This is a genomic window from Veillonella sp. R32 (assembly GCF_010093125.1).
GTDB lineage: Bacteria > Bacillota > Negativicutes > Veillonellales > Veillonellaceae > Veillonella_A.
The window spans coordinates 125241-151046 of record NZ_NMZQ01000001.1; the positions used below are offsets into that span (position 1 = coordinate 125241).

Annotated in this window: 29 protein-coding genes; 23 read left to right on the plus strand and 6 right to left on the minus strand. The window is 40.1% G+C overall.

Going from position 1 to position 25806, the window contains the following annotated elements; genetic code table 11:
* Positions 1-25: 25 nt before the first annotated feature.
* The 3 genes from VER_RS00560 to VER_RS00570 form a co-directional block, all read right to left on the minus strand.
* Positions 26-301 carry a glutaredoxin gene (locus tag VER_RS00560; RefSeq protein WP_115309992.1) on the minus strand — a complete coding sequence of 92 codons (276 nt, stop codon included), beginning with the start codon at positions 299-301 and terminating at the stop codon, positions 26-28.
* 164 nt (positions 302-465) lie between these two features.
* On the minus strand, positions 466-1356 hold the full coding sequence (locus VER_RS00565; RefSeq protein WP_162098950.1) for a LysR family transcriptional regulator: 891 nt from the start codon (positions 1354-1356) through the stop codon (positions 466-468).
* 208 nt (positions 1357-1564) lie between these two features.
* The gene (locus tag VER_RS00570) at positions 1565-2206 is read right to left on the minus strand and encodes a YigZ family protein (protein WP_162098951.1); all 642 of its coding nucleotides are present in this window, start codon (positions 2204-2206) and stop codon (positions 1565-1567) included.
* Positions 2207-2567: 361 nt separating this feature from the next.
* Between VER_RS00570 and VER_RS00575 the strand changes: the two genes are divergently transcribed.
* The 10 genes from VER_RS00575 to VER_RS00620 all read left to right on the plus strand — a co-directional run bounded on the left by VER_RS00575 (position 2568) and on the right by VER_RS00620 (position 10452).
* A complete protein-coding gene (locus tag VER_RS00575) occupies positions 2568-2837 on the plus strand; it encodes a metal-sensitive transcriptional regulator (protein WP_162098952.1) in 270 nt (89 codons plus the stop codon).
* 27 nt (positions 2838-2864) lie between these two features.
* Positions 2865-5033: a cation-translocating P-type ATPase gene (locus VER_RS00580; protein WP_162098953.1), complete on the plus strand. Its 2169-nt coding sequence runs from the start codon at positions 2865-2867 to the stop codon at positions 5031-5033.
* A 554-nt stretch (positions 5034-5587) separates the two neighbouring features.
* Entirely contained in the window at positions 5588-5938 is a 351-nt protein-coding gene (locus VER_RS00585) for a putative DNA-binding protein (protein ID WP_162098954.1), read from the plus strand.
* A 1-nt stretch (position 5939) separates the two neighbouring features.
* Entirely contained in the window at positions 5940-7298 is a 1359-nt protein-coding gene (gene ffh, locus VER_RS00590) for a signal recognition particle protein (protein WP_162098955.1), read from the plus strand.
* Between the two features lie 36 nt (positions 7299-7334).
* A complete protein-coding gene (gene rpsP / locus VER_RS00595; protein ID WP_162098956.1) occupies positions 7335-7598 on the plus strand; it encodes a 30S ribosomal protein S16 in 264 nt (87 codons plus the stop codon).
* A 21-nt stretch (positions 7599-7619) separates the two neighbouring features.
* Complete coding sequence (locus VER_RS00600) at positions 7620-7847, plus strand: KH domain-containing protein (RefSeq protein ID WP_006556455.1); 228 nt, start codon at positions 7620-7622, stop codon at positions 7845-7847.
* A gap of 13 nt (positions 7848-7860) precedes the next feature.
* Complete coding sequence (locus VER_RS00605; protein ID WP_162098957.1) at positions 7861-8268, plus strand: YlqD family protein; 408 nt, start codon at positions 7861-7863, stop codon at positions 8266-8268.
* Entirely contained in the window at positions 8268-8765 is a 498-nt protein-coding gene (gene rimM / locus VER_RS00610; protein ID WP_162098958.1) for a ribosome maturation factor RimM, read from the plus strand. Before VER_RS00605 ends, rimM begins: the two co-directional genes overlap by 1 nt.
* 108 nt (positions 8766-8873) lie before the next feature.
* Entirely contained in the window at positions 8874-9626 is a 753-nt protein-coding gene (gene trmD / locus VER_RS00615; protein ID WP_162098959.1) for a tRNA (guanosine(37)-N1)-methyltransferase TrmD, read from the plus strand.
* 100 nt (positions 9627-9726) lie between these two features.
* Positions 9727-10452 carry a gamma-glutamyl-gamma-aminobutyrate hydrolase family protein gene (locus tag VER_RS00620; protein ID WP_202922091.1) on the plus strand — a complete coding sequence of 242 codons (726 nt, stop codon included), beginning with the start codon at positions 9727-9729 and terminating at the stop codon, positions 10450-10452.
* A gap of 125 nt (positions 10453-10577) precedes the next feature.
* Here VER_RS00620 and VER_RS00625 read toward each other — a convergent pair whose 3' ends face one another.
* The 3 genes from VER_RS00625 to VER_RS00635 are packed head-to-tail and all read right to left on the minus strand — an operon-like array spanning position 10578 to position 11801.
* Positions 10578-10907, minus strand: coding sequence for a hypothetical protein (locus tag VER_RS00625; protein ID WP_162098960.1), 330 nt, complete (start codon positions 10905-10907; stop codon positions 10578-10580).
* Positions 10904-11485: an HAAS domain-containing protein gene (locus VER_RS00630; protein ID WP_162098961.1), complete on the minus strand. Its 582-nt coding sequence runs from the start codon at positions 11483-11485 to the stop codon at positions 10904-10906. The genes VER_RS00625 and VER_RS00630 overlap by 4 nt, the downstream gene beginning before the upstream one ends.
* Positions 11478-11801, minus strand: coding sequence for a PadR family transcriptional regulator (locus VER_RS00635; protein ID WP_162098962.1), 324 nt, complete (start codon positions 11799-11801; stop codon positions 11478-11480). The genes VER_RS00630 and VER_RS00635 overlap by 8 nt, the downstream gene beginning before the upstream one ends.
* Before the next feature lie 245 nt (positions 11802-12046).
* Here VER_RS00635 and ruvC point away from each other — a divergent pair, with 245 nt between their 5' ends.
* From ruvC to pepT, 13 genes are all read left to right on the plus strand, one after another.
* Entirely contained in the window at positions 12047-12547 is a 501-nt protein-coding gene (gene ruvC, locus VER_RS00640) for a crossover junction endodeoxyribonuclease RuvC (protein WP_162098963.1), read from the plus strand.
* Positions 12548-12610: 63 nt separating this feature from the next.
* Positions 12611-13219: a Holliday junction branch migration protein RuvA gene (gene ruvA, locus VER_RS00645; protein ID WP_162098964.1), complete on the plus strand. Its 609-nt coding sequence runs from the start codon at positions 12611-12613 to the stop codon at positions 13217-13219.
* Between the two features lie 2 nt (positions 13220-13221).
* On the plus strand, positions 13222-14268 hold the full coding sequence (gene ruvB, locus VER_RS00650) for a Holliday junction branch migration DNA helicase RuvB (protein WP_162098965.1): 1047 nt from the start codon (positions 13222-13224) through the stop codon (positions 14266-14268).
* Positions 14265-15737: a SpoIID/LytB domain-containing protein gene (locus VER_RS00655; protein ID WP_162098966.1), complete on the plus strand. Its 1473-nt coding sequence runs from the start codon at positions 14265-14267 to the stop codon at positions 15735-15737. The genes ruvB and VER_RS00655 overlap by 4 nt, the downstream gene beginning before the upstream one ends.
* Before the next feature lie 26 nt (positions 15738-15763).
* Entirely contained in the window at positions 15764-16786 is a 1023-nt protein-coding gene (queA, locus tag VER_RS00660; protein WP_162098967.1) for a tRNA preQ1(34) S-adenosylmethionine ribosyltransferase-isomerase QueA, read from the plus strand.
* A 104-nt stretch (positions 16787-16890) separates the two neighbouring features.
* Entirely contained in the window at positions 16891-18000 is a 1110-nt protein-coding gene (gene tgt / locus VER_RS00665; RefSeq protein ID WP_162098968.1) for a tRNA guanosine(34) transglycosylase Tgt, read from the plus strand.
* A gap of 54 nt (positions 18001-18054) precedes the next feature.
* Complete coding sequence (yajC, locus tag VER_RS00670; RefSeq protein WP_115309972.1) at positions 18055-18336, plus strand: preprotein translocase subunit YajC; 282 nt, start codon at positions 18055-18057, stop codon at positions 18334-18336.
* Between the two features lies 1 nt (position 18337).
* Positions 18338-18901: a 5-formyltetrahydrofolate cyclo-ligase gene (locus tag VER_RS00675; protein ID WP_238390100.1), complete on the plus strand. Its 564-nt coding sequence runs from the start codon at positions 18338-18340 to the stop codon at positions 18899-18901.
* A 123-nt stretch (positions 18902-19024) separates the two neighbouring features.
* On the plus strand, positions 19025-20281 hold the full coding sequence (gene secD, locus VER_RS00680; protein ID WP_162098969.1) for a protein translocase subunit SecD: 1257 nt from the start codon (positions 19025-19027) through the stop codon (positions 20279-20281).
* Positions 20281-21183: a protein translocase subunit SecF gene (gene secF, locus VER_RS00685; RefSeq protein ID WP_162098970.1), complete on the plus strand. Its 903-nt coding sequence runs from the start codon at positions 20281-20283 to the stop codon at positions 21181-21183. The genes secD and secF overlap by 1 nt, the downstream gene beginning before the upstream one ends.
* A 141-nt stretch (positions 21184-21324) precedes the next feature.
* Positions 21325-22521: an MFS transporter gene (locus VER_RS00690; protein WP_162098971.1), complete on the plus strand. Its 1197-nt coding sequence runs from the start codon at positions 21325-21327 to the stop codon at positions 22519-22521.
* Between the two features lie 316 nt (positions 22522-22837).
* Positions 22838-24412 carry an AbgT family transporter gene (locus VER_RS00695; protein ID WP_162098972.1) on the plus strand — a complete coding sequence of 525 codons (1575 nt, stop codon included), beginning with the start codon at positions 22838-22840 and terminating at the stop codon, positions 24410-24412.
* A gap of 11 nt (positions 24413-24423) precedes the next feature.
* A complete protein-coding gene (pepT, locus tag VER_RS00700) occupies positions 24424-25695 on the plus strand; it encodes a peptidase T (protein WP_162098973.1) in 1272 nt (423 codons plus the stop codon).
* Positions 25696-25806: the final 111 nt, after the last annotated feature.

Genomic DNA, 25806 nt, shown 5'->3' on the forward strand with positions numbered 1-25806 from the left:
TTTATTATACTTACTGTAAGGTATATTATAGAGCTTTGTCAAAAACTGCTTTAATTAATTGTTTAGTTTCTTCATAGCTCTCGCCTGGTTTAGCTTCATATTGTTTATCTAAATCAAACCAAAGATTTGGGTAATATTCATAAGGGTGAGTTTTGAATAATTCATGAGCATCCTGATCTTCTACCCAATTAATTTTAATATTACCATAAGCTGGATTTTCAGCTTTTAATTCTTCAATTGCTTTAAATGCATTTTTGCAATAAGGACAACCGTTTAAGTGGAAACCTAAAATTTCTTTCATAGTTATTCATCCTTTACGTATTATCAACACAGAAATAATGAAAGGGTAGTGGTTACAAGTAACTACTACCCATAGTATACCATATAATTGCATAACATTCAATTTTTTAGATATGAAATGTTTAGCTTTTACATATTAAAGTGCCTTTAAAAAGATAGGCTCACTTACATTATGCCTTGATAAAATTCTAAGAATTGTTTGGCTACTAAGGAGGGGCTATGGCCTTTTATGGTAATAAAGCTTTTGTGAAAGCCCGTAGCAAGTTCTGGTAACCGAATGCGTGTCATTTTACGACCGTGTACTTTTTCTTGGACATCCATAGGGATGATGGCTACCGTTCGTCCTAATTGAGCCCATTCAATGGCTGAACTTTTGGTTGTCGTTACGGAGATTACGTTTAAATTATTGAATAAGCGGCTTGCACTTTGCATGAGCATTCGTACGGAGCCACCGGATAAACTAATCGGGCAACGGGCAATTTCCTCCCAGGTAAGACTTTCTTTTTCCTGAGTATTCCAAAATATGTCATTGCGAAATAGGGCATACAAAGATTCCGGCTGGGTAAAAAGAATATCAAAGCGGCTGGTATCTACCATTTGAGAATTACATAAGCCAATTTCAGATCGACCATTTAGTAAGGATTCTGTTACGTCACTCATGAGACCTTCGTAGATTTCATAGTGCACCGATGGATATTTGTGAGAAAAGGCTTGTAAATATTGTTGAATAAGACCGGTGGAACGGGACGCAGAAGAGCTAATGCGCAAGGTGCCTTCTACAGCTGAATTCAAGCGTTTTACATCTTCGTAAGCAGCTTCTTCAATAGCACAAAGTTGTTGTGCCTTTTCATAAAAAATACGCCCTGCTTCGGTGAGACGAAAATTAGCCCCTCGTTGACCGCGTTTTATATGCAAGAGGGGCGTACCAAACTCAGCTTCTAAATATTTAAGCTGTTTGCTTAAGGCAGGTTGTGTGATATGTAAAATATTAGCTGCCTGTGTCATATTGCCAGTTTGTACTAAAATAATGAAGTTGTAATAATATGATGTGTCCATGAGAATCCTCCCTGCCTATACAAGTAAGATTGTCATGACAATGTAGCGTGGGCGTACTACTTTATACTGTATTTACTTTATTGTACTATGGGAAACGGTATTTGTCATTACCCCCGTAGGTATAAAGAACCCTCCACGTATTAGTAACTAGGTAGTTAGTGGTGTCATATATTTTAATAGGGTGAAAAGATGATTCTTATTTAGCCCGTTAATTAGAGGTATCGTTATAGGGGAGGGCTACCAGTTTTTCTTCCAATAAAGTCCAATTATGTTGGCCACTGGTTAAATTAGCTAAACTTGTTGCTAGTTGGTCTAATCGTTGCGGTTCTACATAAATAGTGATAGCTACAGAATCGGTAAAACTAGTTTCATAGTAATAATTTTCGTCTTGTAAATATCGCTCCACAGCACCATACAAACCGTAGTCAATGGTAATGCTAATCAGTTGTCTGGGGGCATGTAAAGTTTTAGGGGCGCTATGAATAGCTTCAGCTGCACTATGGGCATACGCTCTGATGAGACCACCGGCCCCTAATTTAATGCCGCCAAAGTATCGGGTCACCACAATCAAAGTATTGGTAATGCCTGTTTTTTTTAATACTTCTAACATCGGCTTGCCCGCGGTGCCGGAGGGCTCGCCGTTATCTGAAGAGCGCTGTCGTTCTTGGCGGGGGCCTAACGCATAAGCCGTACAATTATGTGTGGCATCCCAAAATTCTTTGGTAATGCGCGCAATAGCCGCTTGGGCTTCATTTTCCGTTGTACACGGAATAGCGGTGGCAATGAAGCGGGATTTTTCAACAATATATTCAATGCGATGTTCTTCGCTAACTGTAATATAAGATTCCATGGATACCCCCTGTTAAAATATATAAATTAGTCATTGATAGATACTATCAATAGGGCTTGCATTTAAGATACTAAAAGGTCGTGGTTATACAGTTTTGTTTGACCTATAGAGTATATACTGACTTTATTTTATGATACGTAATTTTGAAGAAATACACAATACCCCCTTGTTGACGTTCTTACTGAGAAGGTTTAACATAATAGGTAGTTAAGATACTCCCCTGGGGTATATTTGAGAGTCTATGAAACTCATATTTATTTATCCACTGAATTAGTGCGATTAAGAAAATAAAATGATAGTTTAGGGCAGTGATTAAGGCTTGGAGTATTTGTGAATAGATAAATCATGTAAGGAGGTCATTATGTTAAATGATATGGAAATAGATAAATTAAGTCGACGCTTGCGTCGTATTAAAGGGCAGGTCGAGGGGATTGAAAAGATGATTGACGATCATCGTTATTGTGTGGAAGTGTTGCAACAAATTGGGGTAGTACGGGCTGCTTTATATCAAGTGGGGCTTATCATGCTAGAAAGTCATTCCCGTTCTTGTGTAGTAGATGCGATTAAAAAGGGCAACGAAGATGATGCGATTACAGAATTAATGGGTGTCTATAAATCGCTACATAAATAAGTAAATGACTAGAAGGATGTGATTATTGTGAGTAGTCGAAGCAATGAATTTGATATTACAGGTATGCATTGTGCCGCTTGTGTAGCCCGTGTTGAAAAAGTGGTAAGCCGTTTAGACGGGGTAGCGGATGTAAAGGTTAATTTGTTAACTCGTAAGGGGAGCGTTACGTATGCTGATAATAGTACGGTGACACCTGAAGATGTTGTTAAGGCCATTACAGGCATAGGTTTTGGTGCTAGTCTGGCCGCCGCAGGTCCTCATAAATTAGAGAAGGTAAATTATAAACCTCAATTGTATCGTATGATTATTGCGGCTATTATGGCCGTGCCTATGATGGCTAGTATGACGGGGCATTATTTATTTGGCTGGCCTATGTTACCTCATTGGGTAGAATTAGTGCTAGCCACCATTGCTCAGTTTGGTCCAGGGCTTGTTTTTTATCAAGGCGCTTGGGGGGCCATTAAAGGTGGTTCTTTGACGATGGATGTACTAGTGGCCTTAGGGACTACGGTAGCCTATGTGTTTAGTATTTATAACATGTATATTGGCAGTCATGATATGTATTTTGAAACCTCTGCTTGGCTCATTACCTTTATTTTATTAGGTAAAGTGTTAGAAGAAGTTGCTAAGGGGCGGACTTCAGAAGCTCTTGAAAAACTTATGAATTTACAGCCTAGTGTAGCGCATGTTCAGCGTGATGGGCGGTGGGTTGATATTCCTACGGCTGAGGTACAAGTAGGCGATATATTGCAAGTCCGTGCTGGTGAAAAAGTCCCGGTAGATGGCATTGTTTTAGAAGGGCAGTCGGCTGTTAATGAAGCTATGCTGACAGGGGAAAGTTTGCCTGTTGAAAAGTCCGTAGATAGTGAAGTAATTGGTGCTACAGTGAATGAAACAGGCGTTTTTACTATGCGTGCAGAAAAAATTGGGTCTGATACGATGCTCGCACAAATTATTAAAGTGGTGGAAGCCGCTCAAACATCAAAGGCTTCCATTCAGCGCGTAGCAGATGTAGTAGCTGCTTATTTTGTACCTACCGTTATTGGCTTGGCTATTTTAACAGCTTTAGTTTGGTACTTTGGTTTTGATGCTACTTGGGGCGTAGCCCTTATGCATGGGACGGCGGTTCTTGTTATAGCTTGTCCTTGTGCACTTGGCTTAGCTACCCCAACATCTATCATGGTAGGCTCTGGTTTAGGGGCGGAACATGGCATACTGATTAAGAGTGCTGAGTTTTTGGAACGAGCTGGGAAGTTGAATGCTTTAGTATTAGATAAAACAGGGACATTAACTAAGGGTACTTTGATGGTAAGCAAGGCGCTTCATTTTGAAGGGACCGCGCAGACTAATACAGCAATTATGACGGCTGTAGAAAACTGTACGACTCATCCTATTGCAAAAGCTATGGCTGCTTATGGCACACAGGAGTTGGGTCATATTACCTTGCCAGAAGTAAGTAGTTTCAAAGAAGTTCCTGGCCATGGTTTGGAAGCTGTAGTAGCCGGAGATACGGTGCAATTAGGTCACAGCCGTTGGATGAAACAATTAGGGTATTTAACAGATTACATTGAGGCTGAGGTATTGCAGGCTGAAGAACGCGGGGCCTCGGTATCCTTATTAGCAGTAGGTGGCGTGATTAGAGCTTTGTGGGCTGTAGAAGATGAACTTCGCCCTGAAGTACCGGCTGTTATTAAAAGTTTACAACAGCGCGGCATTGAAGTATGGATGCTTACTGGTGATAATCGTCGTACGGCTAAATACATGGCTGATCGGGCAGGTATTACTCATGTTATGGCGGAAGTGTTGCCACAAGATAAAGCGGGTAAGATTGATGAACTCCGTAAAGCCGGTAAAGTAGTCGGCATGGTAGGTGATGGCATTAATGATGCACCAGCGTTGACGGTAGCTGATATTGGCTTTGCCATTGGCAATGGTACGGATATTGCGGTGGAAGCAGCAGATATTGTGTTAGTCCGCAATGATTTACAGACTCTTGTGCAAGCAGTAACATTAAGTCGTAAAACGATGGGCAATATTCGTCAAAACTTATTCTGGGCACTTATTTTCAACTGCATTGGTATTCCCCTAGCGGCGGTAGGTTTATTAACACCAATTGTAGCAGGTACCGCTATGGCCTTTAGCTCAGTTGCCGTAGTAAGTAACTCTTTGCGCTTGAAACGAGCTAAATTGAGTTAATGCAAATGAATTCCACCTTTAAGGTTACTTAAAATAAGTTACTCGTAAAATAGTTAGCATAAGCTAACAGTAATGAGCTAGTACCATTTATGATACATTTATAAATAATTGGCTGAAGAATTAATTACTTTAAAAATCAACTAGAGCATTTTTTACACAGTTTGTTATCATTATAACTGCGAGTTTTAGCGCGATTGATTTGTTATTGCTAAAAGTAATAACTGATATAAATAACTGAAATTTCACAAAATAAAATTCTCGGTATATACTAGTTGCAGAGAACGAAACTGAGCTACTGAAGCGAGCAGTAACTTAGTAAGATTTTCTAGTCTTCTTTATTAACGAGCGCTGCTAACTATGTTACGTTAATAAAGCTGAACTTCAATATTCACTACCGAGAAAGAAAAGCACCACGGCGAAGCGAGCGTCGTGGTGTTTTTCTGTTTAGATACAAATTTTATAGCTGTTAAGGAAAAACACTTGACAGTTGTAATTAACTCTGATAGAATTACGTGTAAAGTTTTTTAGCTTGACACCGTGAAGGAGTGAGTTACATGGAAGAACGAGTATTGATTAGCTTGCTATTAGACTTCTATGGCGCTCTATTAACGGAGCGTCAAAAGCAATGTTTAGCTTTGCATCATGAAGATGATATGTCCCTTGGTGAGATTGCCGAACAATTAGGCGTTTCACGACAGGCTATTTATGATAATATGCAACGGGCTAGACAGTTGTTAGAAATGTATGAAAGTAAATTACACTTAGTCGCTCAATATGAGAAACGAGAATCCGTAGTGGCGGCTATGCGTAGAGAACTTGACCATTTACAAAGCCGTGCGAAGGATGCTGAGTTTCAGACTTCCACGAATACTTTATATCAATTAGTCGCACAGATGGAGGGATAAGATGGCTTTTGATAATTTAACACAAAAATTGGAAGAAGTCTTTAAGTCCTTAAAAGGCAAAGGGAAGATTAGCGAAGACGATTTGAAACAAGCCTTACGTCAAGTGCGCTTAGCCTTAATTGAAGCAGATGTTAACTTAGGTGTTGTTAAGGATTTTATCAATCGTATTAAAGAAAAAGCGATTGGTGAAGAAGTATATGGTTCCCTTAATCCAGTACAAACGGTTATTAAAATCGTAAAAGATGAATTGACGGAATTGCTAGGTGGGGTGCAAAGTGGTATTACCATTTCCTCTAAGCCACCCACTGTAATTATGCTCGTTGGTTTGCAAGGGGCTGGTAAAACCACTACAGCAGGCAAATTAGCTGTGTATCTTCGTAAGAAAGGGAAACACCCTATGCTCGTAGCGGCTGACGTATACCGGCCAGCTGCGATTAAACAGTTGCAAGTGGTAGGTAAGCAGATTGATATTCCTGTATTTGCTAATGAAGCACCAGGGGCAAATCCTGTGGATATTGCTCGCGAGGCCATTGCAGCTAGCACATCTATGTTAAAAGATGTTGTTATCATCGATACAGCAGGTCGTTTAGCGATTGATGAAACGCTGATGACAGAATTAGTTAATATCAAACAGACCGTACGACCTCATGAAATTTTACTGGTTGTAGATGCTATGATTGGTCAAGATGCGGTGCAAACAGCACAAACCTTCAATGAGCGGTTAGGCATTGATGGCGTAGTCATGACTAAGTTAGATGGTGATGCTAAAGGCGGGGCCGCACTTTCTATTAAATCGGTAACCGGTCGCCCTATTAAGTTTATGGGGACCAGTGAAAAGATGGATGGACTAGAAGAGTTCCGGCCGGAAGGTATGGCTTCTCGTATCCTTGACTTAGGTGACTTAGGGGCTTTAATTGATCGTACTAAGGAATTGGTGAATGAAGAAGAAGCTAAGGAATTAGCGCTTAAAATGCAGCGTAATGAATTTACCTTAGATGATTTCTTAAAGCAGATGAACCAAGTCCGTAAAATGGGTAAATTCCAAGATTTAATTGGCTTGATTCCAGGCATGGGCAAGATAAAGGACCAATTAAAGGATATTGATTTAGATAGTAAAGAAATTCGCCGTATTGAAGCGATTATCCAATCGATGACGCCAAAAGAAAAAGCGAATCCTAAAATATTGAACGGGTCTCGCCGTAAGCGCATTGCTATGGGGTCAGGTACTCGTGTGCAAGATGTAAACCGCCTTATCAAGCAGTTTGAAGAAGCACAAAAAATGATGAAAAAAATGGGATCTATGCGTAAAGGTAAAAAAGGTATGTTACCAAAACTGCCAAACTTACCATTTATGGGTTGATCATAGAAGAGATTCTAATAAGGAGGTGAAGTATATATGTTAAAAATTCGTTTAACTCGTTTGGGTGCTAAAAAAGCTCCGTTCTATCGTATCGTTGTAGCTGATTCTCGCGCTCCTCGTGAGGGCCGTCCAGTAGATACTATTGGTCAGTACGATGCAACTAAGTCCCCAGCTGTTATCAATATTGATGAAGAAAAAGCATTGGCTTGGTTGGGTAATGGTGCACAGCCAACTGACACTGTTCGCTCCCTATTCAAACAGCACGGTGTTATGCAGAAATTTGCTGACGCTAAGAAGTAATTCATAGAGAGGCATACTGTGATGAAAGAATTAATTACATTAATTGCGAAGTCATTGGTTAAGCAGCCTGAAGCCGTTTCTGTTACCGTGACCGTAAAAGGTGATGTGGAAGTCTATGAAGTTCACGTTGCACCGGAAGACATGGGTAAGGTTATTGGAAAGCAGGGCAGAATTGCTAAAGCAATCCGAGCTGTCGCAAAAGCAGCAGCTATTAAAGAAAACAAAAAGATATCCGTTGATATTGTCTAAAGGGTGAGAAAACATGGAAGAAATGACGGTACGTGTCCCAGTGACGATTAAGTCAAAAGTTACAGAAGGGCTCAAAGCTAAGCTTGTTGCCGATCTTCAGCAGCGTTTAGAGCTAGTTGAGCAAGACTTACAGCAAATTGAGTTTCAAGCGAAACGCTTATTAAGTGAACAAGCTAAACTTGATGCACAAGGTCTTATTCAATTACGCCAGCAGATTGAAGAAGAAAAGCAGAAACGTTTAAACTTTAAGGCGGACGTAGCAGCCAAATTAAAGGATGCGGAAAAGCTTGAACTTGGTTCTGAGATTGCTCAGGGCACTATGGAACAGACCATTACAGTTAAAATCGGGGATGACCTTGATTCCTTAATGGGTTCTGAAATCTTGCTTGAAGATGGCAAGATTGTAGCATTTCGCCAGTAATGGATAGAAATGAGCTAATTACCATAGGTATTATCGTTGCCCCGCACGGTGTGCGGGGTGATCTTCGTATAATGCCGCAAACCGATTTTCCAGATCGGTTTTTAACGATGGATGTTTGCTACATTGATGGTAAAGAATACCACATTACATCTGCTCGTTTTCATAAACAATTTATTTTAGCTACCTTTAAAGAAGTACCAGATCGCAATGTAGCTGAGTTGATGGCGCGTAAAGAAATTCAAGTACATCGCGATGATTTGGTGGAACTTCCAGAAGGTCGTTATTACATCTTTGATATTATTGGTCTTACCGTGGAAGATACGAAGGGGAATGTGCTAGGCACTGTATCCGATGTATTGCAGCCAGGGGCTAATGATGTGTATGTAGTACAGCAAGAAGGGCAACCTGATTTGTTATTACCTGTATTGGATCATGTCATTTTAGACATTAATATTGAAGCGGGCAAAATTATTGCCGACCCACCAGAATGGATTTAAGAAGCAGCTAAGACTTAGGTATTAACGCTTATAGGTAGGTCAATACGAGTCAAATTAGACTATAGTTGACCACTGTTATTAAAGCGTTGGAAAGGATAATGTGAGACTATGAAAATTGACATTATTTCTTTATTTCCTGAGTTCTTTGCTGCTTTTTTTGATCATTCGATTATTAAACGAGCTATGGCAGCCAATCGTTTGACTATGGCTGTTACTAATCCGCGTGATTTTGCGCATAATAAACATAATCAAGTGGATGATACACCATATGGTGGTGGCGCTGGTATGCTTATGATGGCACCACCCATTTTTGAAGCTGTGGAGCATGTGTTAAGTGATACACCGGCTACAGAGCTTCGCAAACGGGTGATTTTTTTAGGTCCTACAGGGACTACGTTTAATCAAGCTAAAGCACGTGAACTTGCTACGTATGATCAATTAGTACTTATTTGTGGTCATTACGAAGGGGTAGATTATCGTGTGGAAGAGCATTTGGTAGATGAAACAATCTCTATTGGCGATTTTGTGCTCACTGGTGGGGAACTACCGGCTATGATTGTAGCTGATGCAGTGGCACGAATGATTCCGGGGGTATTAGGCGCTGCTTCTGGGGCCATAGAAGACTCGTTTTATCGGCCTATTTTGGAAGGGCCACAGTATACTAAGCCACCTGTATATCGCGATTGGGAAGTGCCAGAAGTGTTGCGCAGTGGTCATCATCAAAATATTGCCAATTGGCGTTTACAGCAAGCTTTATTGCGAACCTTACAGCTTCGCCCTGATTTATTGGAGCGGGAGCTGACAGGCGAGGAAGAGCGGGCGATTAAAGAATTAAAAAAACAAGGTCTATGGAATCCATAAATGGAATTAATAGACCTTGTTTCTTTATGGGTACTTTGTTGTATAATGATTGTAATGAAACGTTTCTAACGCAACTTTATTTATAAAAAGGGTGATTATTATGAAACCACGCATTGCTATTACAGCTGATACGTATATGGAGGCGACAGGGCGTACAAATTTACAGCGCGCGCCTTTTGCCTCGCGGGAATTAGTAGAAGTCTTTGCTAAATTAGGCTGCCTTCCTTTTATCTTACCTGATGTGCCGAATGCGATTGGTGAAGAATATTTAGATTTATATGATGGCTTACTTATTCATGGTGGACCTGATGTAGATCCTCATTTGTTTGGGGAAGAACCGATTCGTCAGATTGGTATGATTAATTATAAACGGGACCTATTTGAGCGTGAACTTATTTTAGCCGCAGCTAAGGTGAAAAAGCCTGTATTAGGCATATGCAAAGGGGCACAAATGATTAATGTGGCCTTAGGTGGTACTTTGTATCAAGATATTGATACGCAATGTGAACAAGTATATATTAAGCATTCCCAAGAGGCCCCAGGTGGTTATCCAACTCATACAGTGAACGTAAGTAAAGACAGTTTTTTACATTCTGTATTAGGGTTAACAACTTTAGTGAATTCTCGCCATCATCAAGCGATTCGCGATGTACCAGCTGGTTTTACGATTACGGCTACTAGTCCTGATGGTGTGGTAGAGGGGATTGAAAATAGTGATGCTTCTATTGTAGGCGTGCAATGGCATCCAGAAAATATGTGGCAAGAGCATGAGGAAATGTATGCTTTATTTGAAGCTTTTGTAGCGAAAGTAAAGGATCGAATGTAGGCTACGGGGATATCTGTATTAAAGAACTCCTTATAGTTGCTTAGAATAAGCTAACTGTAAGGAGTTCTTCTTAGCTTGTTTTGGTAAAGGCTATTTGGTAAAGTACTAGAGATTGAATGTTAGCCTTAATTACCTGGCGCATTAATAGTTGGCACCGCTGGTTCACTTGGCGTATGAGCTGGTGGTGCTGGTGCTACTGGTGGTGCTATGGGCGCGGCTGAATTGGTCTCAGCTTTAGGCGCAGTAGTTTGCCATTCTTTTGATTGCTCTTTTTTATTTTCATTTTTTCTATCGTTCATTTTATGTATATCGCGATGATCTTCTTTATGTATAGTAGGTCTTACTTCAGTTTGGTACCATTTATTAAGATTTGACAAATCGTTCACGATTAACGATGTTAGACCAATCCCAAAACAGAATATAGTAAGTAAAACGGTAATTAAAATTCGTTTCATCCGAGAACCTCCTTTGCTTTTTTTGCTTTATATTGTTTGAAACATTCTTGACCGATGAATACGCAGGTAAGGCCGGCACCTACACCGGTTAAGAAAAAGGCGCCAATCGTTACCAGTGAAACCGCTGGCAAGGGAGCCACGTCAGCTAATGGTTGCCATTGAATACTCAAAAGGTAAGTGAGAATCAAGGTAATGAACCAGCATAGGGCGGCTAAGGCATAGGCTAAGGTACCACTGGTCACAAAAACAGCCTTAGACGCTTCTTGCCAATAATGGGGCAATTGCGGCTTCATGGTAGTGTTAAACTCAACTTGTGCTTTGTCTAACATATCTTTTAAATCTTCTTTTAAATCACCTTTTAAAAGCCCTTTCTTTTCAGTAATAATACCTTCTGATAAATAGGCTTCGTAAATTTGTTTTGGTTCACCCAGGGCTTTTATAATATCTTCATCGGTTAAATTTTGCTCATAGCCGCTACGGAAATGTTCTTCGTAGTCACTAATGATTTCTTGCATATCTTCCGCTTTGGCTTGACGAAAGTAATAGCGTAACAAATCTAAGTATTGTTCTTTAGTCATGCTGATCCACTCCTTCTAAAAAGCGATTGACGGCACTGGAAAACTCTTGCCATTCCAGTAGCATTTCACGATAGTTGGCTTTGCCAATCTCTGTGATTCGGTAATATTTACGAGGGGGGCCACTGATAGATTCCTCCCAATAGGTTTCCACTAAGGTATCTTTTTGTAAACGTTTTAAAAGGGGATAGATGGAACCCTCTGACATTTCCACATAGTCTGAAATAGTGTCCACAATTTCATAGCCATAGTGGTTTTTTTGAGTTAACAAACCGAGTACTAATAGCTCGATAACTCCTTTCTTAAGTTGTGTTTTCATAGCAACTCCTTTATAGCACTATTGTGTATTGACAACTACATAATAACACAAGGTATAAAACAATACAAGGTACTGGATATTAAAATGTTGATGAAGAGACATGATGTCATAGTGTTTTATTATTAGGCATAAGGGGGCCCTAGGGCACAAAACATGGTCTATTTTAATCGTATTTCTGTTTGGTCTATAGCGTAAGAAATGCTATAATAAAATGATAGTATTAGATACAGTAAAGGAGTTTTACCGTGCGTATTATAGGCATAGATCCAGGGACTGCAATATGTGGTTATGGCATAATTGATGTAGAGGGGAGTCGGCTAAAGACCGTGGCTTATGGCGCCATTACAACGACACCACAAGATACGGATGCCATGCGCCTTGAAATATTATTTAATGATTTAAGCGATGTACTAGAAGAATTTAGGCCCGATAAATTTGGCGTTGAAAAATTATTTTTTAATCGCAATGTAACGACGGCTATTACGGTGGCGCAGGCACGCGGTGTTATTTTATTAGCAGCGAATCAGCGTGGCATTCCTATTTATGAATATACACCTTTGCAAGTGAAACAGGCTGTAGTAGGGTATGGTAAGGCGACTAAAGAACAAGTGATTTACATGACCATGAATATGCTCGGCATTCGCGAGAAAATCAAGCCAGATGATACAGCCGATGCATTAGCGATTGCTATTTGTACGGCTCATAGTTCTCATAGTGAAGATTTACGGCGACGCATTCAAATTTAAGATAAGTCTGCGCATTGAAGGTAAGCACCTGTTATAGGAGTATTAATTAGTAGGAGGCAGTCCATGATTGGATTTGTACGAGGTATTGTGAGCCATGTTTTCACAGGCTCTTGTTTTATTGATGTTCATGGCGTAGGGTATCGATTGTATATTTCGGGAAGTACGCGCGACGCTTTAGTAGAAGGAACTGAGGTTTTACTCTATACACATATGAGTGTGCGAGAAGACGCCATTCAGCTCTATGGTTTTGCTTCACAAGATGAATATGATTTATTTATGTTATTGATTTCTGTTTCCGGTATTGGACCTAAGGTTGGTTTAGGTATTTTGTCAGGCCTTTCTGTTGATGGTATTAAAGTAGCTATAATGAATGGCGAGTTGACGACTTTGACTAAATTGCCAGGTATAGGCAAGAAATCGGCCGAGCGTTTAGTATTAGAATTAAAGGATAAAATTGGTAAATTTACAACGGCTCCAAGTAGCGTGGCTACGGCTAGCGTTTCACCAACGATTAATCGCTTGGGGGCAGCTGGTGAAGTGGCGCAGGCCTTGATTGCCCTAGGGTACAAAGAATCAGAGTTTACGGAAGTATTGACGCAAATTGATGATGGGCAGCAAGACGTGTCTACTTTGTTGCGACAAGTCTTATCTGAATTGGGGAAAGGTAGGTAGCCATGAAAGAAGAGATACGAGTAACTGATAGTGAAACGCGGATTGTGGGTAAAGAAGAACAATTGGCGGACTCTTGGCAATTTTCTTTGCGCCCACGTTATTTGCATGAGTATATTGGTCAAACGAATGCTAAAAACAATTTAAAAGTATATATTCAAGCCGCTAAAGATCGTAATGAAGCTTTAGATCATGTGTTACTTTATGGACCACCGGGTCTTGGCAAAACAACATTAGCTGGTATTATTGCTAATGAAATGGGGGTTAATCTTCGCATTACGTCTGGACCGGCCATTGAGCGACCTGGTGATTTAGCGTCGTTGCTTACGAATTTGCAAGCTCATGATGTATTATTTATCGATGAAATTCATCGTTTATCACGCAGTGTTGAAGAAGTTCTATATTCGGCTATGGAGGATTACTCTTTAGATATTATTATCGGTAAGGGGCCTAGTGCGCGTTCCGTACGTATTGATTTACCACCTTTTACTTTGGTTGGGGCTACCACTAAAGCAGGGGCTTTATCGGGGCCATTGCGCGATCGTTTTGGGATTATCAGTCATTTGGAATATTATAAACAAGACGAATTAGAACATATCGTTAAACGAGCAGCTCAAGTATTAGACACTAATATTACTGAAACGGGCGCTACTGAAATCGCCCGTCGTTCACGAGGAACACCACGAATTGCTAATCGTTTATTAAAACGAGTGCGCGATGTAGCTCAAGTATTAGGTGATGGTGTTATTACCGATGTAATTGCTGATGATGCGTTGGAACGTCTTGATATTGATCAAATCGGCTTAGATCGTATTGATAGACGTGTACTGCGTGCTATTATTGACAAGTTTCAAGGCGGTCCAGTAGGTATTGATACGATTGCTGCATCGATTAGTGAAGAACGAGATACGATTGAAGATGTATATGAACCGTATTTAATGCAATTAGGTTTTTTAGTGCGTACTAGTCGCGGACGCATGGCTACGCAATTGGCGTATGACCATTTAGGTATTGTGAATCCAAATAAAGGGGCCGGTAAGGGGGCTATATGAAACAAAAAATTTGGCAAACTATAATGATGGTAACGATGTTTGCATCGGTTTTTACGTATAGCTCTGTTGCAGATGCTGCGATGGTTACGGTCACTAAAGAAGGTGGTTCCAGTACCACTACAAAAGTGTCGACGACGAAAGTATCGACGACGACTACGAAAGCATCTACGACTTCCACTAAAAAAGCAATTACGACTACTACGAAGGTGTCTACGACCAATAATTCGAGTAAGTCATCAGGAACTACTAAAACTACTACGAAGGCTACAACGGTACCGGCTTTTTCAGAAGGAATAACTGCACAAACGCCTCCCATTCGGGTATTACTAGGCACTCGGACTAGTTCCTGGGTGGCCGCGGGGAGCGGTAAAATGGCTGTTTATAGTTTAAATAAAACTGCCTTGCCTAAGGTTACTGCTGGGGAGGCTGTAGTAGTGGCCGTAAAAAATCATAAAATTACGGTAAATGGCAAAGCCGTAGCAGATGGTGTGTATATTAAATCTTGGGAAGGGCGTCAAGCTGGCACGATGCTAGTTGACGGTAAGCCATATCGTGGTGCTATTAAAGTTGTGCCTACTTCTTCTGGTTCTATGATGCTGATTAATGAAGTTGGCTTAGAAGAGTATTTATATGGTGTAGTACCGGCTGAAGTAGTGCCTAGTTGGCCCCAAGAGGCGTTAAAAGCACAAGCGGTTGCGGCGCGTACCTATGCTTTATATACTATGAAACAAAGTGCCACTAAGGCTTATGATGTGCAGCCAAATACGAATAATCAGGTCTATAATGGACAGGCCGCTGAGTTTGCGAGTACGACTAGCGCTGTTGATGCTACTAGAGGCATAGTTATGAAATATAACGGTCAGGTGATTGAAGCCTTGTTCCATGCTGATGGTGGCGGCTACACTGAAAATAGTGAAAATGTGTGGGGCAGTGTAGTTCCTTATTTGCGCGGTGTTAAAGATTATGCTCAAAATGGCGATAGCTCAGCCTGGACTGTGTCTTTGACACGGGCTACTATGGAGAATAAATTAAAGGCCGCTGGCAAAGATGTAGGTACTTTAAAAGAAATAAAACTTAGTACCTTGCGTAAGCGACCTATGAAACAGGCTGACCGTGGTGTGTCTGGTCGGGTGCTGACGGCCACCTTTGTAGGATCTAAGAAATCGCTCACGTTGAGTGGTGATACAATTATGAAAATCTTTGGCCTAAAATCTACGCTATTTGATTTTTATGTGAATGTAAAAGCACCTACATCGGCCGATAGTTTTAAAAATCCTAAAGCCTATCATACCTTTAAAAAAGCCAGTGATACGGTGGCTGTTCGTGGATATGGTTGGGGCCATGGTTTAGGTATGTCCCAGTGGGGGGCCGCAGCTATGGCAGCGAAAGCGTCTACTAAAACAAAAGATTATTATAAGCAAATTTTGACACATTACTATACCGGTGTGTCAGTGGAAAAAGAATATTAACAGAATAGAAAGAAGGAACGTTTACCATGAAGGTAACAGATTTTGATTATGAATTACCAGAAGAACTGATTGCTCAGCATCCAGTAGAGCCCCGTGATACTTCACGGCTTATGACACTTGATAAAGTGACTGGTGAAGTGGGGCATAAAGCTCACTTTTATGATATTGTCGATGAATTATCAGACAATGATGTATTAGTATTTAATGATACTAAGGTAATTCCAGCCCGTTTGTATGGGCATCGTAAGGGTAGTGGTGGCAAGGTCGAAGTGCTATTATTGACACCTTGTGGTGATAATAAATGGGAATGTTTGGTAAAGCCTGGGAAGAAATGCCCTATTGGGCAGGCCTTGGTTTTTGATGATCGCTTAACTGGTACTGTAGTAGATAAAACCAGTTTTGGCGGTCGTATCATTCAATTTGAAGCACAGGGCGTTTTTGATGATATTATTCAAGAAATTGGTGAAATGCCATTACCACCGTATATTCACGAAAAATTAGAGGATAAAGATCGGTATCAAACGGTGTATGCTCGTGAAAAAGGCTCTGCTGCAGCGCCAACGGCAGGCCTGCATTTTACGCCTGAGTTATTGGAGCGAATTAAGGCAAAGGGGGTAACTTTGGCCTTTGTTACCTTACATGTTGGGCTAGGTACGTTCCGACCAGTGTCCGTTGATACGATTGAAGATCATGAAATGCATAGTGAGTATTATGTAGTTACCGCTGAAACGGCGCAGATTATTAATGAAGCTCGTAAGGCTGGTAAACGGATTATTGCCGTAGGTACTACTTCGGTGCGTACATTAGAATCAGCGACTAAACATGGGGAATTACAGGCCGGTCATGATTGGACTCAAATTTTTATTTATCCTGGCTATGAATATAAAATGGTGGATGCTTTAATTACGAATTTCCACTTACCACAATCAACTTTATTAATGCTCATTAGTGCTTTGGCAGGTCGTGAACATTGCTTGGCAGCGTATAAAGAAGCCGTTAAAGAACAGTATCGTTTCTTTAGCTTTGGCGATGCCATGTTTATCCGATAAGAGCTCTAGGTTTTACTGAGAAAAATCTAGGTGAGAGCTGTAAATTGTGTTATAATAATTACTTGATAGGTTACAATTAACTACCGTTAGATAGGAGGATACGCTTGGTTATTACCTATGAATTGCAAAAAGAATGTCCCCATACTGGCGCACGTGCGGGGCTTCTCCATACACCTCATGGTACTTTTAAGACTCCTATGTTTATGCCCGTAGGCACACAAGCTACGGTAAAAACAATGTCGCCTGAGGAATTAAAAGAGATGGGGGCTCAAATTATTTTGAGCAATACTTATCATCTGTTTTTGCGCCCTGGTCCAGACCTAGTTGAAGAAGCTGGTGGCTTACATCGTTTCATGAATTGGGATGGTGGTATTTTAACTGATAGTGGTGGCTTTCAAGTATTCAGCTTAGGTGATTTACGTAAAATCACGGAAGAAGGGGTTGCCTTTCGTTCTCATATTGATGGGTCAAAGAAGTTTTTATCGCCAGAGATTGCCACTAAAGTGCAAGAGCAATTAGGCGCCGATATTGCTATGGCTTTTGACGAATGTATTCCATATCCGGCTGATTATGCATATGCAGATCGGTCTACGGCACGGACCACTCGTTGGGCGGAACGTTGTCGTAAGGCGCATACCTCGCCAACGCAAGGTATGTTTGGCATCGTGCAAGGTGGTATGTATAAAGATTTGCGTACCCGTAGTGCTAAAGAATTAGTGGCTATGGATTTTGATGGTTATAGTATTGGTGGTTTATCAGTAGGGGAACCACATGACATAATGTATGATATTTTAGATCATACGACGCCATTATTGCCTACTAATAAGGCGCGTTACTTGATGGGGGTAGGTACCCCTGATTGCTTAGTAGAAGGGGTAGCTCGCGGTGTGGATATGTTTGATTGTGTATTCCCAACGCGCGTAGCACGTAATGGCATGGCTATGACTCATGATGGGCGCGTGACCATAAAGAACGCTACCTATGCCCATGATTGGGGCCCTATTGAAGAGGGGTGCCAATGTTATGCTTGTCGAAATTATTCGAGGGCATACATTCGTCATTTATATAAAGCGGAAGAAATTTTAGCTTTCCGTTTAGTTTCATATCATAATTTGTATTTCTTATTGAATTTCATGCGTCAAATGCGTGCTGCTATTTTAGAAGATCGCTTCCCAGCATTTAGAGATGAATTTTGGGCAGGTTATAAAAAGTAAGGGGCTTACGACGTTGAAAGAAATAGATATATTTGTTTTTGGAGGTGACTCAAAGTGGCAGATTTAGAACAATTGTTTCAAGCTGGCTGGCCGATTTTGTTAATGGTGGTAATTTTTTATTTCCTTTTATATCGTCCACAGAAAAAACAACAAAAAGCTCGTAATGAACTTTTGAATAGCTTGAAAAAAGGTCAAAAAATTGTAACGATTGGTGGCATTTATGGCACTATCAATTCTTTGACTGATGAAGTAATTATGCTTCAAATCGCTGAAAAAGTGGAAATTAAATTGGCCCGTTCCAGCGTAGCTCATGTGCTTGGCAAAGATGACAAATAATATGGATAAGCAAACGATGCGCCTTGCTTTTAAAGCAAGGCGCCAAGCCATGTCTGAGGAAGAATGCAATGAACGAGCTAACGCACTGTGTGCTAATATTTTAGCGAGTAAAGCGTATGTAGAAGCTAAGTCTATTATGGCCTATTTAGCGATGCCTAAAGAGGCTAATTTAGATGCACTCATTGCACATGCTTTAAAGGTAGGGAAAAAAGTATATGTCCCGGTATGTATTAGTAAGAGTGAAATGGTAGCGGCAGAACTAACCAGTTTAGATGCTGTAACTATTGGCGTTTTACGAATTCGCATCCCTAAAGAGCCCTATGCCTGTATAGCACCTACTGATTTAGATTTAATTTTGGTACCAGGTGTAGCTTTTGATACGGCAGGTGGTCGCATGGGGATGGGGGCTGGTTATTATGATCGCTTTTTAGCAGATGTACCGGCTGAACGTTGTGTGGGTGTTGCTTGGGACACACAAGTTGTGTCGGAATCAATTCCCATGGATGTTCATGATAAGCGCTTAGCCGCTTTAATAACAGATGTGCAAAGTTTACAATTTAAGTAAATTGACTAGCTTGAAGCAAGTTATTTATTTTTCAAAGACTAACTATTTAATAGTGGGTCTACATATAAGTTCATATTAAGTTTTGTAATGGTTGACCCTAAGTGGATAAGGAGGGGGCATATTTTGAACGGTAAGGCGCTTGCAAAATTTCTTGCGGCCATTGCCATTATTGTGGCTGCGTTTATTTATTTCATTGGGCCGCTAGCTCAATCAATTAAACAAGGCCTTGATTTACAAGGTGGTACGCATATTGTTCTTGAAGCAGAGGATGCTGGGGAGAACAAAGTAACAGATGATGCGGTAGAACGAGCTCGTCAGATTCTCGAACGCCGTATTAATGAAATGGGCTTAGCTGAACCATTGATTCAGCGCGAAGGCAAGAAACGTATTATTATTGAATTACCAGGTGTAAAAGATCCAGACCAAGCTATTAAAACTATTGGTAAAACAGCGGTTATGGAATTTAAAGACGAAAATGGTGTCGTTCATTTAACTGGTAATGATTTAAAAGATGCGAAAGAACAAATTGGTCAGAATAAACAGTTCATGGTTGGTATTGAATTTACCGATGCAGGGGCTAAAAAATTTGGTGATTTAACAACGGCTAATGTAGGTCGTCACATTGGGATTTACTTAGATGGCGAACAATTGACAAATCCAGTAGTTAATGAACCAATTACAGGTGGTAAAGCGGTAATTACAGGGAGTCAAACCTTAGACGATGCTAAGAACTTAGCTATTTTACTTCGTTCCGGTGCATTGCCAGTTAAAGTGAATGTTCTAGAAGTTCGTACAGTAGGGCCAACGCTTGGTCAAGACTCTAAAGATAAATCAGTCACTGCCTTTGCTGTAGGGATTGGTTTGATTGTAGCATTTATGCTTATTTTATATCGTGTATCTGGCTTTGTAGCTACGATGGCGCTTTTAATTTATGTATTAGCTTTATTAGCGGTATTACATTTCTTAGATGCTACTTTAACATTACCAGGGATTGCTGGTATTATTCTGTCTATGGGGGTTGCGGTAGATGCCAATATCCTTATTTTTGAACGTTTCAAAGAAGAAGTTCAAGTGGGTAAAACATTGCGCATGTCCATGGAATCTGGTTTCCGTCGTGCATTCGCTACCATTGTAGATGCGAACGTATCCGTTATGATTACGGCAGCTATCTTATTCGTGCTTGGTTCTGGCCCAGTGCGTGGTTTCGCCGTTACCTTAGGCTTAGGGGTATTAATTAGTATGATTACCGCTGTATTTGTAAGCCGTTACTTACTCCGTATGCTTATTGAATGTAATTTAACGAATCATCCATTCTGGTATGGTGCTAATGTGTCACCAACAGCTACTATGGAGTTATATAAGAAAGGAGGCAAAAAATAATGCGTTTTGACGTTATTAAACATCATCGCTGGTGGTTTATTTTGTCTTCAATCTTGGTTATTGCTAGTTTAGCCTCAATCTTTGTAAAAGGCTTTAACTGGGGGATTGATTATACAGGTGGTACTATTGTTGAAGTTCGTTTTGAACAGCCTGTTCAAGTATCCCAAGTTCGTGAAGATTTAAAACAATTTGGCTTAGAAAATGCGATTATTCAATTATCCGGTGAAAGCTCCGCTACAGAAGGGGATGATGTAATCATCCGTACACGTAACCTGGATTCCAATGAAAGCACAGCTATTGTAAATAGCTTGAATAAAAATATTGGTCCTAACGAAGTAAAACGTGTGGAATCGGTAGGGGCTGTTATTGGGTCAGAAGTTACGGAACATGCTTTAATTAACTTAGCCATTGCTTTCTTAGTATTAGCAGCCTATATTTCCTTCCGTTTTGAATATCGTATTGCCCTTTCTTCGTTGGCCGCTATTTTCCATGACCTTATCATGGTATTGGGGGTATTCTCTTTCTTCCAACTTGAAATTGATGCGTCTTTCTTAGCTGCTATTTTAACAGTAATTGGTTACTCCATGAATGAATCAGTTGTTATTTTTGACCGTATTCGTGAAAACACACACACGCATAAACGGTCTGATACATTTGCTGATTTAGCGAATGCAAGTATTGCGCAGAGTATTCACCGTAGCTGTTATACGTTGTCGACCGTATTGTTTGCTTGTTGCTCTTTATATTTCTTCGGTGGTGATACGACGAAGAATTTTGCTCTTTGTATGATTGTAGGTTTCGTAAGTGGTGCGTATTCTTCCATTTGTGTAGCTACGTCTATTTGGGCTATTTGGAAGAGTCGCAACAAAAAAGATATTCGTAATGCTGTTAAAGCACATTAAGAGATTGCCTATATTGCGCAAATTAAGCCTAGTAGAATTAGGTTGTAATTAAAGCCTGACCTCATAAAACACAGTGGCCTTTTGGCTACTGTGTTTTATAGTTTTAAGTTTGACAGTATCTTTTTAGAAAGGAGAGCGTGTATGGAAGAGACTAAACAAGCGGTAGTACCTAATAAGATTTGGTCAGCCGAGTTTCTTGGCTGTGGTTTGAGTAGTTGCTTGTTTTATATGAGTCAGTATATATTGATTGCTGGCTTGTCTTTAATTATTACAGCTGTTTATGGGGGCACGGCTTTTCAGGCAGGGTTAGCTATGACCTACTTTCAAATAGGTACGATTTTATGTCGCCCTTTTGCTGGTGAAATTATAGATGGTTTTGATAAGCGAAAAGTGCTTTTTTCTACGACCGGTATTTTTTTGCTGATTATGATAGCCTTTAATTTTACGACGTCTATGAATTTAATTTTCTTTTTGCGTTTGCTTCATGGAATGATTTTTGCCATTGGCACTACGGCCGTTGCAGCAGTAGCCGTGTTAGTGCTGCCTAAACATCGTAAAGGGGAAGGGATAGGCTATTTTTCTGTGTTTGTCAATGTAGCTATGGTTATTGGACCGTTTTTAGGTTTAACTATATTAGATGTATGGGGCACTGAGGCCTTTTTTATTTTCCTAAGTGTTTGTGCTTTTTTAGGATTCTATGCAGCTAATCGCAAGCGCTTAGATGAAACATTGGCTTTGCCTCGCTTGGCTAAACATCGTCCGTGGAATTTTGATCGTTTCTTTGAGCGACATACCTTACCGTGGGCTATTATTGGTGTTTTTATTAGCTTTAGCTATTCTGGCGTGCTAGTCTTTGTACCAATTATGATGACTGAAATGGGGCAGGGCACAATGGCCAGCATATTTTTTGTGTTATTTGCTATTACTATTGTTGTTACGCGTCCTTGGGTGGGGCGAGCTTTTGACCAATTAGGAGCGAATAAATTAATTTATCCTGGTTTTATTTTGTACTTTATAGGGATTATTATTTTAAGTTTAGCCACTTCTCCTTGGTGGGTTATTGCATCAGCTCCGATTATTGGTTTAGGGTATGGCGCTATTAGTCCAGCCTTTCAAACATTGGGGGTACAGGCTGCATCCGCAGAGCGAGCTGGTGCCGCTAATGCGACATATTTCTTATCCCTCGATATTGGTGTTGGTCTTGGCTCGGCTATTTTAAGCTTGGTCATTGGTTGGGTTGGCTTTGCTATGATGTATCAAATTAATGCATGCATTGCTATAGCTGGCCTTTTGATTTATCACTTCTATGTGAAACGTTTTTATAAACGAGATGTATAAAACGAAACTTGAATTGCAGGTAATTTCAATATATTGCTAATATTATTTAACCAAATAAAAGAGCTATAAGCGGTGTAGATTAACTTAAATTTACATGTTTGCATAGCTCTTTTTTTGTATACAATATATATTAACTACAAATGTATACTGTCAATTGACATTCTATAGAATGGTTGATAGTATGGAGTTAATACTAAATAGATAGGCTATATCCTATAAAGGAGGTGTGTTTTAAGGGGGTTGGGGATTATCTATGTAGTTTGGCAGGACACAAATTATATAAGGCTTCATAGCTAGGTACGAAAGGGGTGTTTGTATGGCAGCGCAACAATCTAATCAACCTAATTTAAATGATGTACAGCCCGTGGGTGGCTTTTTAGGCTGGCTGGAACGAATGGGAAATAAGATTCCGGATATTACTATGTTATTTATTGGGGCTTTTGTCATTACTTGCGTAACGTCAGCATTTTTCTCAACCATACATTTTGGCTATGTTCATCCAACTACTGGTAAGGAGATTATGGTTACTAATATGCTGTCCGCTGAATCGCTAGTTACCTTAATGACTAAAATGGTAGGCAACTTTGCAGGGTTTCCACCACTTAGTATGGTTATTGTAGCTACTTTAGGGATTGGTATTGCTCAAGGGTCAGGTTATATTAATACAGGGCTAAAGAAGATTTTAGTGATTACACCTAAATTTTTGTTAACCCCTATTGTGATTGTAGTGGGGATGTTAAGCCATTTAGCACCTGATAGTGGCTATATGATTATTATTCCTATAGCAGCCTATTTATTTTATGCTTCAGGAAAACATCCATTGGCTGGGGTAGCAGCTTCGTTTGCAGGCATTGCTGGTGCGTTTGCGGCTAACTATACGCCATCGGCTATTGATCCGGTTATTCAAGGGTTTACACAGATGGCAGCTCAATTAATTGATTCATCCTACGAAGTGAATGTATTGTGTAACTATTTCTTTGCCGTTGTAGCGACGGTACCGGTTATTTTTGTATGTTGGTGGGTTACTGAAAAAATTACGGAACCTTGGTGTCGCAAGGCTTGTCCTTTAGATGCTGATTTAGATGTATCGGAAGATGCAATGAAACCCATAACTGCTAAAGAAAATAGAGCGTTTTATATTGCATCAGTTGTCCTCTTACTAATGCTAGTTGGTTTAGTGTTAGCTTTAATGCCAGCTGATTCTTTACTTCGTGATCCAGATGGCAATATTGCCAGTTTCAAAGCACCGATTATGCAATCTATTGTGGCTGTCATCTTTTTATTAAGTGCTATTCCTGGCATTGTTTACGGGATTATTAGTGGTAATTTTAAAAATTCTAAAGACTTTACTAAATCTATGGAAGAAATTACTCATACATTGGTGCAATTAATTGTGTTCTATTTCTTTGCGGCTCAATTTATGTATGCCTTTGGCGCCTCTAATTTAGGTGCTCTCATAGCGATTGCAGGGGCTGAATTTTTGAAATCTTTGGCATTACCGCCACAAGTTACTATTTTCGGGATTATTGTATTTGTAGGTTTGCTTAACTTATTAATTACCTCTGCGTCTGCTAAATGGTCTATTTTGGCACCTATCTTTGTACCGATGCTTATGTCGGTAGGGATTGCGCCGGAGTTAACACAGGCGGCGTTTCGTATTAGTGATTCGGCTGTTAACGTATGTACGCCTATGTTTGCATTTTATCCGCTCATTATTATTTATTGTCAAAAGTATTATAAAAAGACAGGTGTGGGTACATTGAGTAGTTTGATGTTACCACATACGATTGCTTTGTTAATTGCCTTAACTATTGTATTGTATGTTTTCTGGTGGCTAAACATTCCACTTGGTTTCCAAGCTGATTATGTATATCCACGGCAAATGTTCTAAGGAGGCTTTTCATGTTAGTGAAACGAGAGGAATTAGTAACGCGATTTTTTAAATATGCACAGGTACCTTCACAAAGTAAGCCAAATGGCGGTCTAGTAGTGCCTAGTACAGAGAGTCAATGGGCTATGATTCGCCTGTTACAAGAGGAGTGTGAAACGCTAGGCTTAGTTGATTTACACGTGAGTGATAAGGCCGTGCTTACGGGGCGCTTGCCTGCACATGTGCCAGATGACTTTAGTGGCAGAGTGCCTGCTGTCGGCTTTTGTGCCCATGTAGATACGGTAGATGTTAGTTTATCACCTGAAGTACATCCACAGGTAATTCATGCCTATGATGGTGGGGATATTGTACTCAATGAAGCGGCTAATATCGTGATGAAACGAGACGAACATCCTGAATTAGCACCGTATGAAGGGCAAGATATTATCGTTTCAGATGGGACGAGTGTCTTAGGGGCTGATAATAAATCGGCTATTGCCAATATTATGACAGCTTTACACACCTTGGTGGAAGATAGCTCTTTATATCATGGTGATATATATGTAGCTTTTGTACCCGATGAAGAGTGTGGCCTGTTTGGGTCTAAGAGTATGGATTACACTAAATTTCCTGTTGATTTTGCATATACCATTGATTCGTGCGAATTAGGGGAAGTGGTATATGAAACGTTTAATGCAGGGAGTGGTACAGTTACAATTCATGGCGTAAGTGCTCATCCTATGAGTGCTAAAGGTGTATTAGTTAATCCCACACTAGTAGCGGTAGACTTCATTAATATGTTTAATCGTGAAGAAACGCCGGAGTGTACGGAGGGAAAAGAAGGGTACATTTGGTGCCAAGGCGTGCAGTCTAATCAATCAACCGCCATTGTGTTCTTAAACATTCGTGACCATGATAAATTGAAATACGAAGCAAAAAAAGATTTGATTGAAGCCAATGTAAAGCAGTTACAAGCACTATATCCAAGAGCAACTATTACTTGTGAATTAAGTGATACCTATGGGAATATTGCAGATGCTATAACCGAGGATAATAAAAAAGCCATTGATTATGTGTATGAAGCGATGGATCGTTTGGGGATTACACCGAAAACGATTGCAATGCGTGGTGGGACAGACGGCTCTTTTATTTCGACGCAAGGGATTCTAACTCCTAATTACTTTACAGGTGCGCTTAATTTTCATTCTAAATATGAATTTTTACCAATAGACTCTTTTTATAAGTCATATGAGATGACACTTACGTTAATTCGATTAATATATGAAAAGGCGCTGGTAAGGTAGTAAAAGTGTACAGTGCTGGTTTTAATTAGTAATTTACGGTGAGGGAGATGTAATGGTGGAAGGCCATTACATCTCTTTTTCTGAAAAAATAAAAAAAGGGGTTGACGTTTA

Bases quoted from the DNA above. Each gene is read 5' to 3' on its own strand.
- VER_RS00560 (WP_115309992.1), bottom strand. From the start codon at position 301: ATGAAAGAAATTTTAGGTTTCCACTTAAACGGTTGTCCTTATTGCAAA.
- trmD (WP_162098959.1), top strand. From the start codon at position 8,874: ATGAAAATTGACATTATTTCTTTATTTCCTGAGTTCTTTGCTGCTTTT.
- VER_RS00600 (WP_006556455.1), top strand. From the start codon at position 7,620: ATGAAAGAATTAATTACATTAATTGCGAAGTCATTGGTTAAGCAGCCT.
- secF (WP_162098970.1), top strand. From the start codon at position 20,281: ATGCGTTTTGACGTTATTAAACATCATCGCTGGTGGTTTATTTTGTCT.
- VER_RS00630 (WP_162098961.1), bottom strand. From the start codon at position 11,485: ATGACTAAAGAACAATACTTAGATTTGTTACGCTATTACTTTCGTCAA.
- VER_RS00675 (WP_238390100.1), top strand. From the start codon at position 18,338: ATGGATAAGCAAACGATGCGCCTTGCTTTTAAAGCAAGGCGCCAAGCC.
- VER_RS00605 (WP_162098957.1), top strand. From the start codon at position 7,861: ATGGAAGAAATGACGGTACGTGTCCCAGTGACGATTAAGTCAAAAGTT.
- VER_RS00690 (WP_162098971.1), top strand. From the start codon at position 21,325: ATGGAAGAGACTAAACAAGCGGTAGTACCTAATAAGATTTGGTCAGCC.
- queA (WP_162098967.1), top strand. From the start codon at position 15,764: ATGAAGGTAACAGATTTTGATTATGAATTACCAGAAGAACTGATTGCT.
- VER_RS00620 (WP_202922091.1), top strand. From the start codon at position 9,727: ATGAAACCACGCATTGCTATTACAGCTGATACGTATATGGAGGCGACA.
- pepT (WP_162098973.1), top strand. From the start codon at position 24,424: ATGTTAGTGAAACGAGAGGAATTAGTAACGCGATTTTTTAAATATGCA.
- VER_RS00695 (WP_162098972.1), top strand. From the start codon at position 22,838: ATGGCAGCGCAACAATCTAATCAACCTAATTTAAATGATGTACAGCCC.
- VER_RS00565 (WP_162098950.1), bottom strand. From the start codon at position 1,356: ATGGACACATCATATTATTACAACTTCATTATTTTAGTACAAACTGGC.
- VER_RS00585 (WP_162098954.1), top strand. From the start codon at position 5,588: ATGGAAGAACGAGTATTGATTAGCTTGCTATTAGACTTCTATGGCGCT.
- VER_RS00625 (WP_162098960.1), bottom strand. From the start codon at position 10,907: ATGAAACGAATTTTAATTACCGTTTTACTTACTATATTCTGTTTTGGG.
- VER_RS00570 (WP_162098951.1), bottom strand. From the start codon at position 2,206: ATGGAATCTTATATTACAGTTAGCGAAGAACATCGCATTGAATATATT.
- VER_RS00655 (WP_162098966.1), top strand. From the start codon at position 14,265: ATGAAACAAAAAATTTGGCAAACTATAATGATGGTAACGATGTTTGCA.
- rpsP (WP_162098956.1), top strand. From the start codon at position 7,335: ATGTTAAAAATTCGTTTAACTCGTTTGGGTGCTAAAAAAGCTCCGTTC.
- ffh (WP_162098955.1), top strand. From the start codon at position 5,940: ATGGCTTTTGATAATTTAACACAAAAATTGGAAGAAGTCTTTAAGTCC.
- VER_RS00575 (WP_162098952.1), top strand. From the start codon at position 2,568: ATGTTAAATGATATGGAAATAGATAAATTAAGTCGACGCTTGCGTCGT.
- rimM (WP_162098958.1), top strand. From the start codon at position 8,268: ATGGATAGAAATGAGCTAATTACCATAGGTATTATCGTTGCCCCGCAC.
- ruvB (WP_162098965.1), top strand. From the start codon at position 13,222: ATGAAAGAAGAGATACGAGTAACTGATAGTGAAACGCGGATTGTGGGT.
- ruvA (WP_162098964.1), top strand. From the start codon at position 12,611: ATGATTGGATTTGTACGAGGTATTGTGAGCCATGTTTTCACAGGCTCT.
- VER_RS00635 (WP_162098962.1), bottom strand. From the start codon at position 11,801: ATGAAAACACAACTTAAGAAAGGAGTTATCGAGCTATTAGTACTCGGT.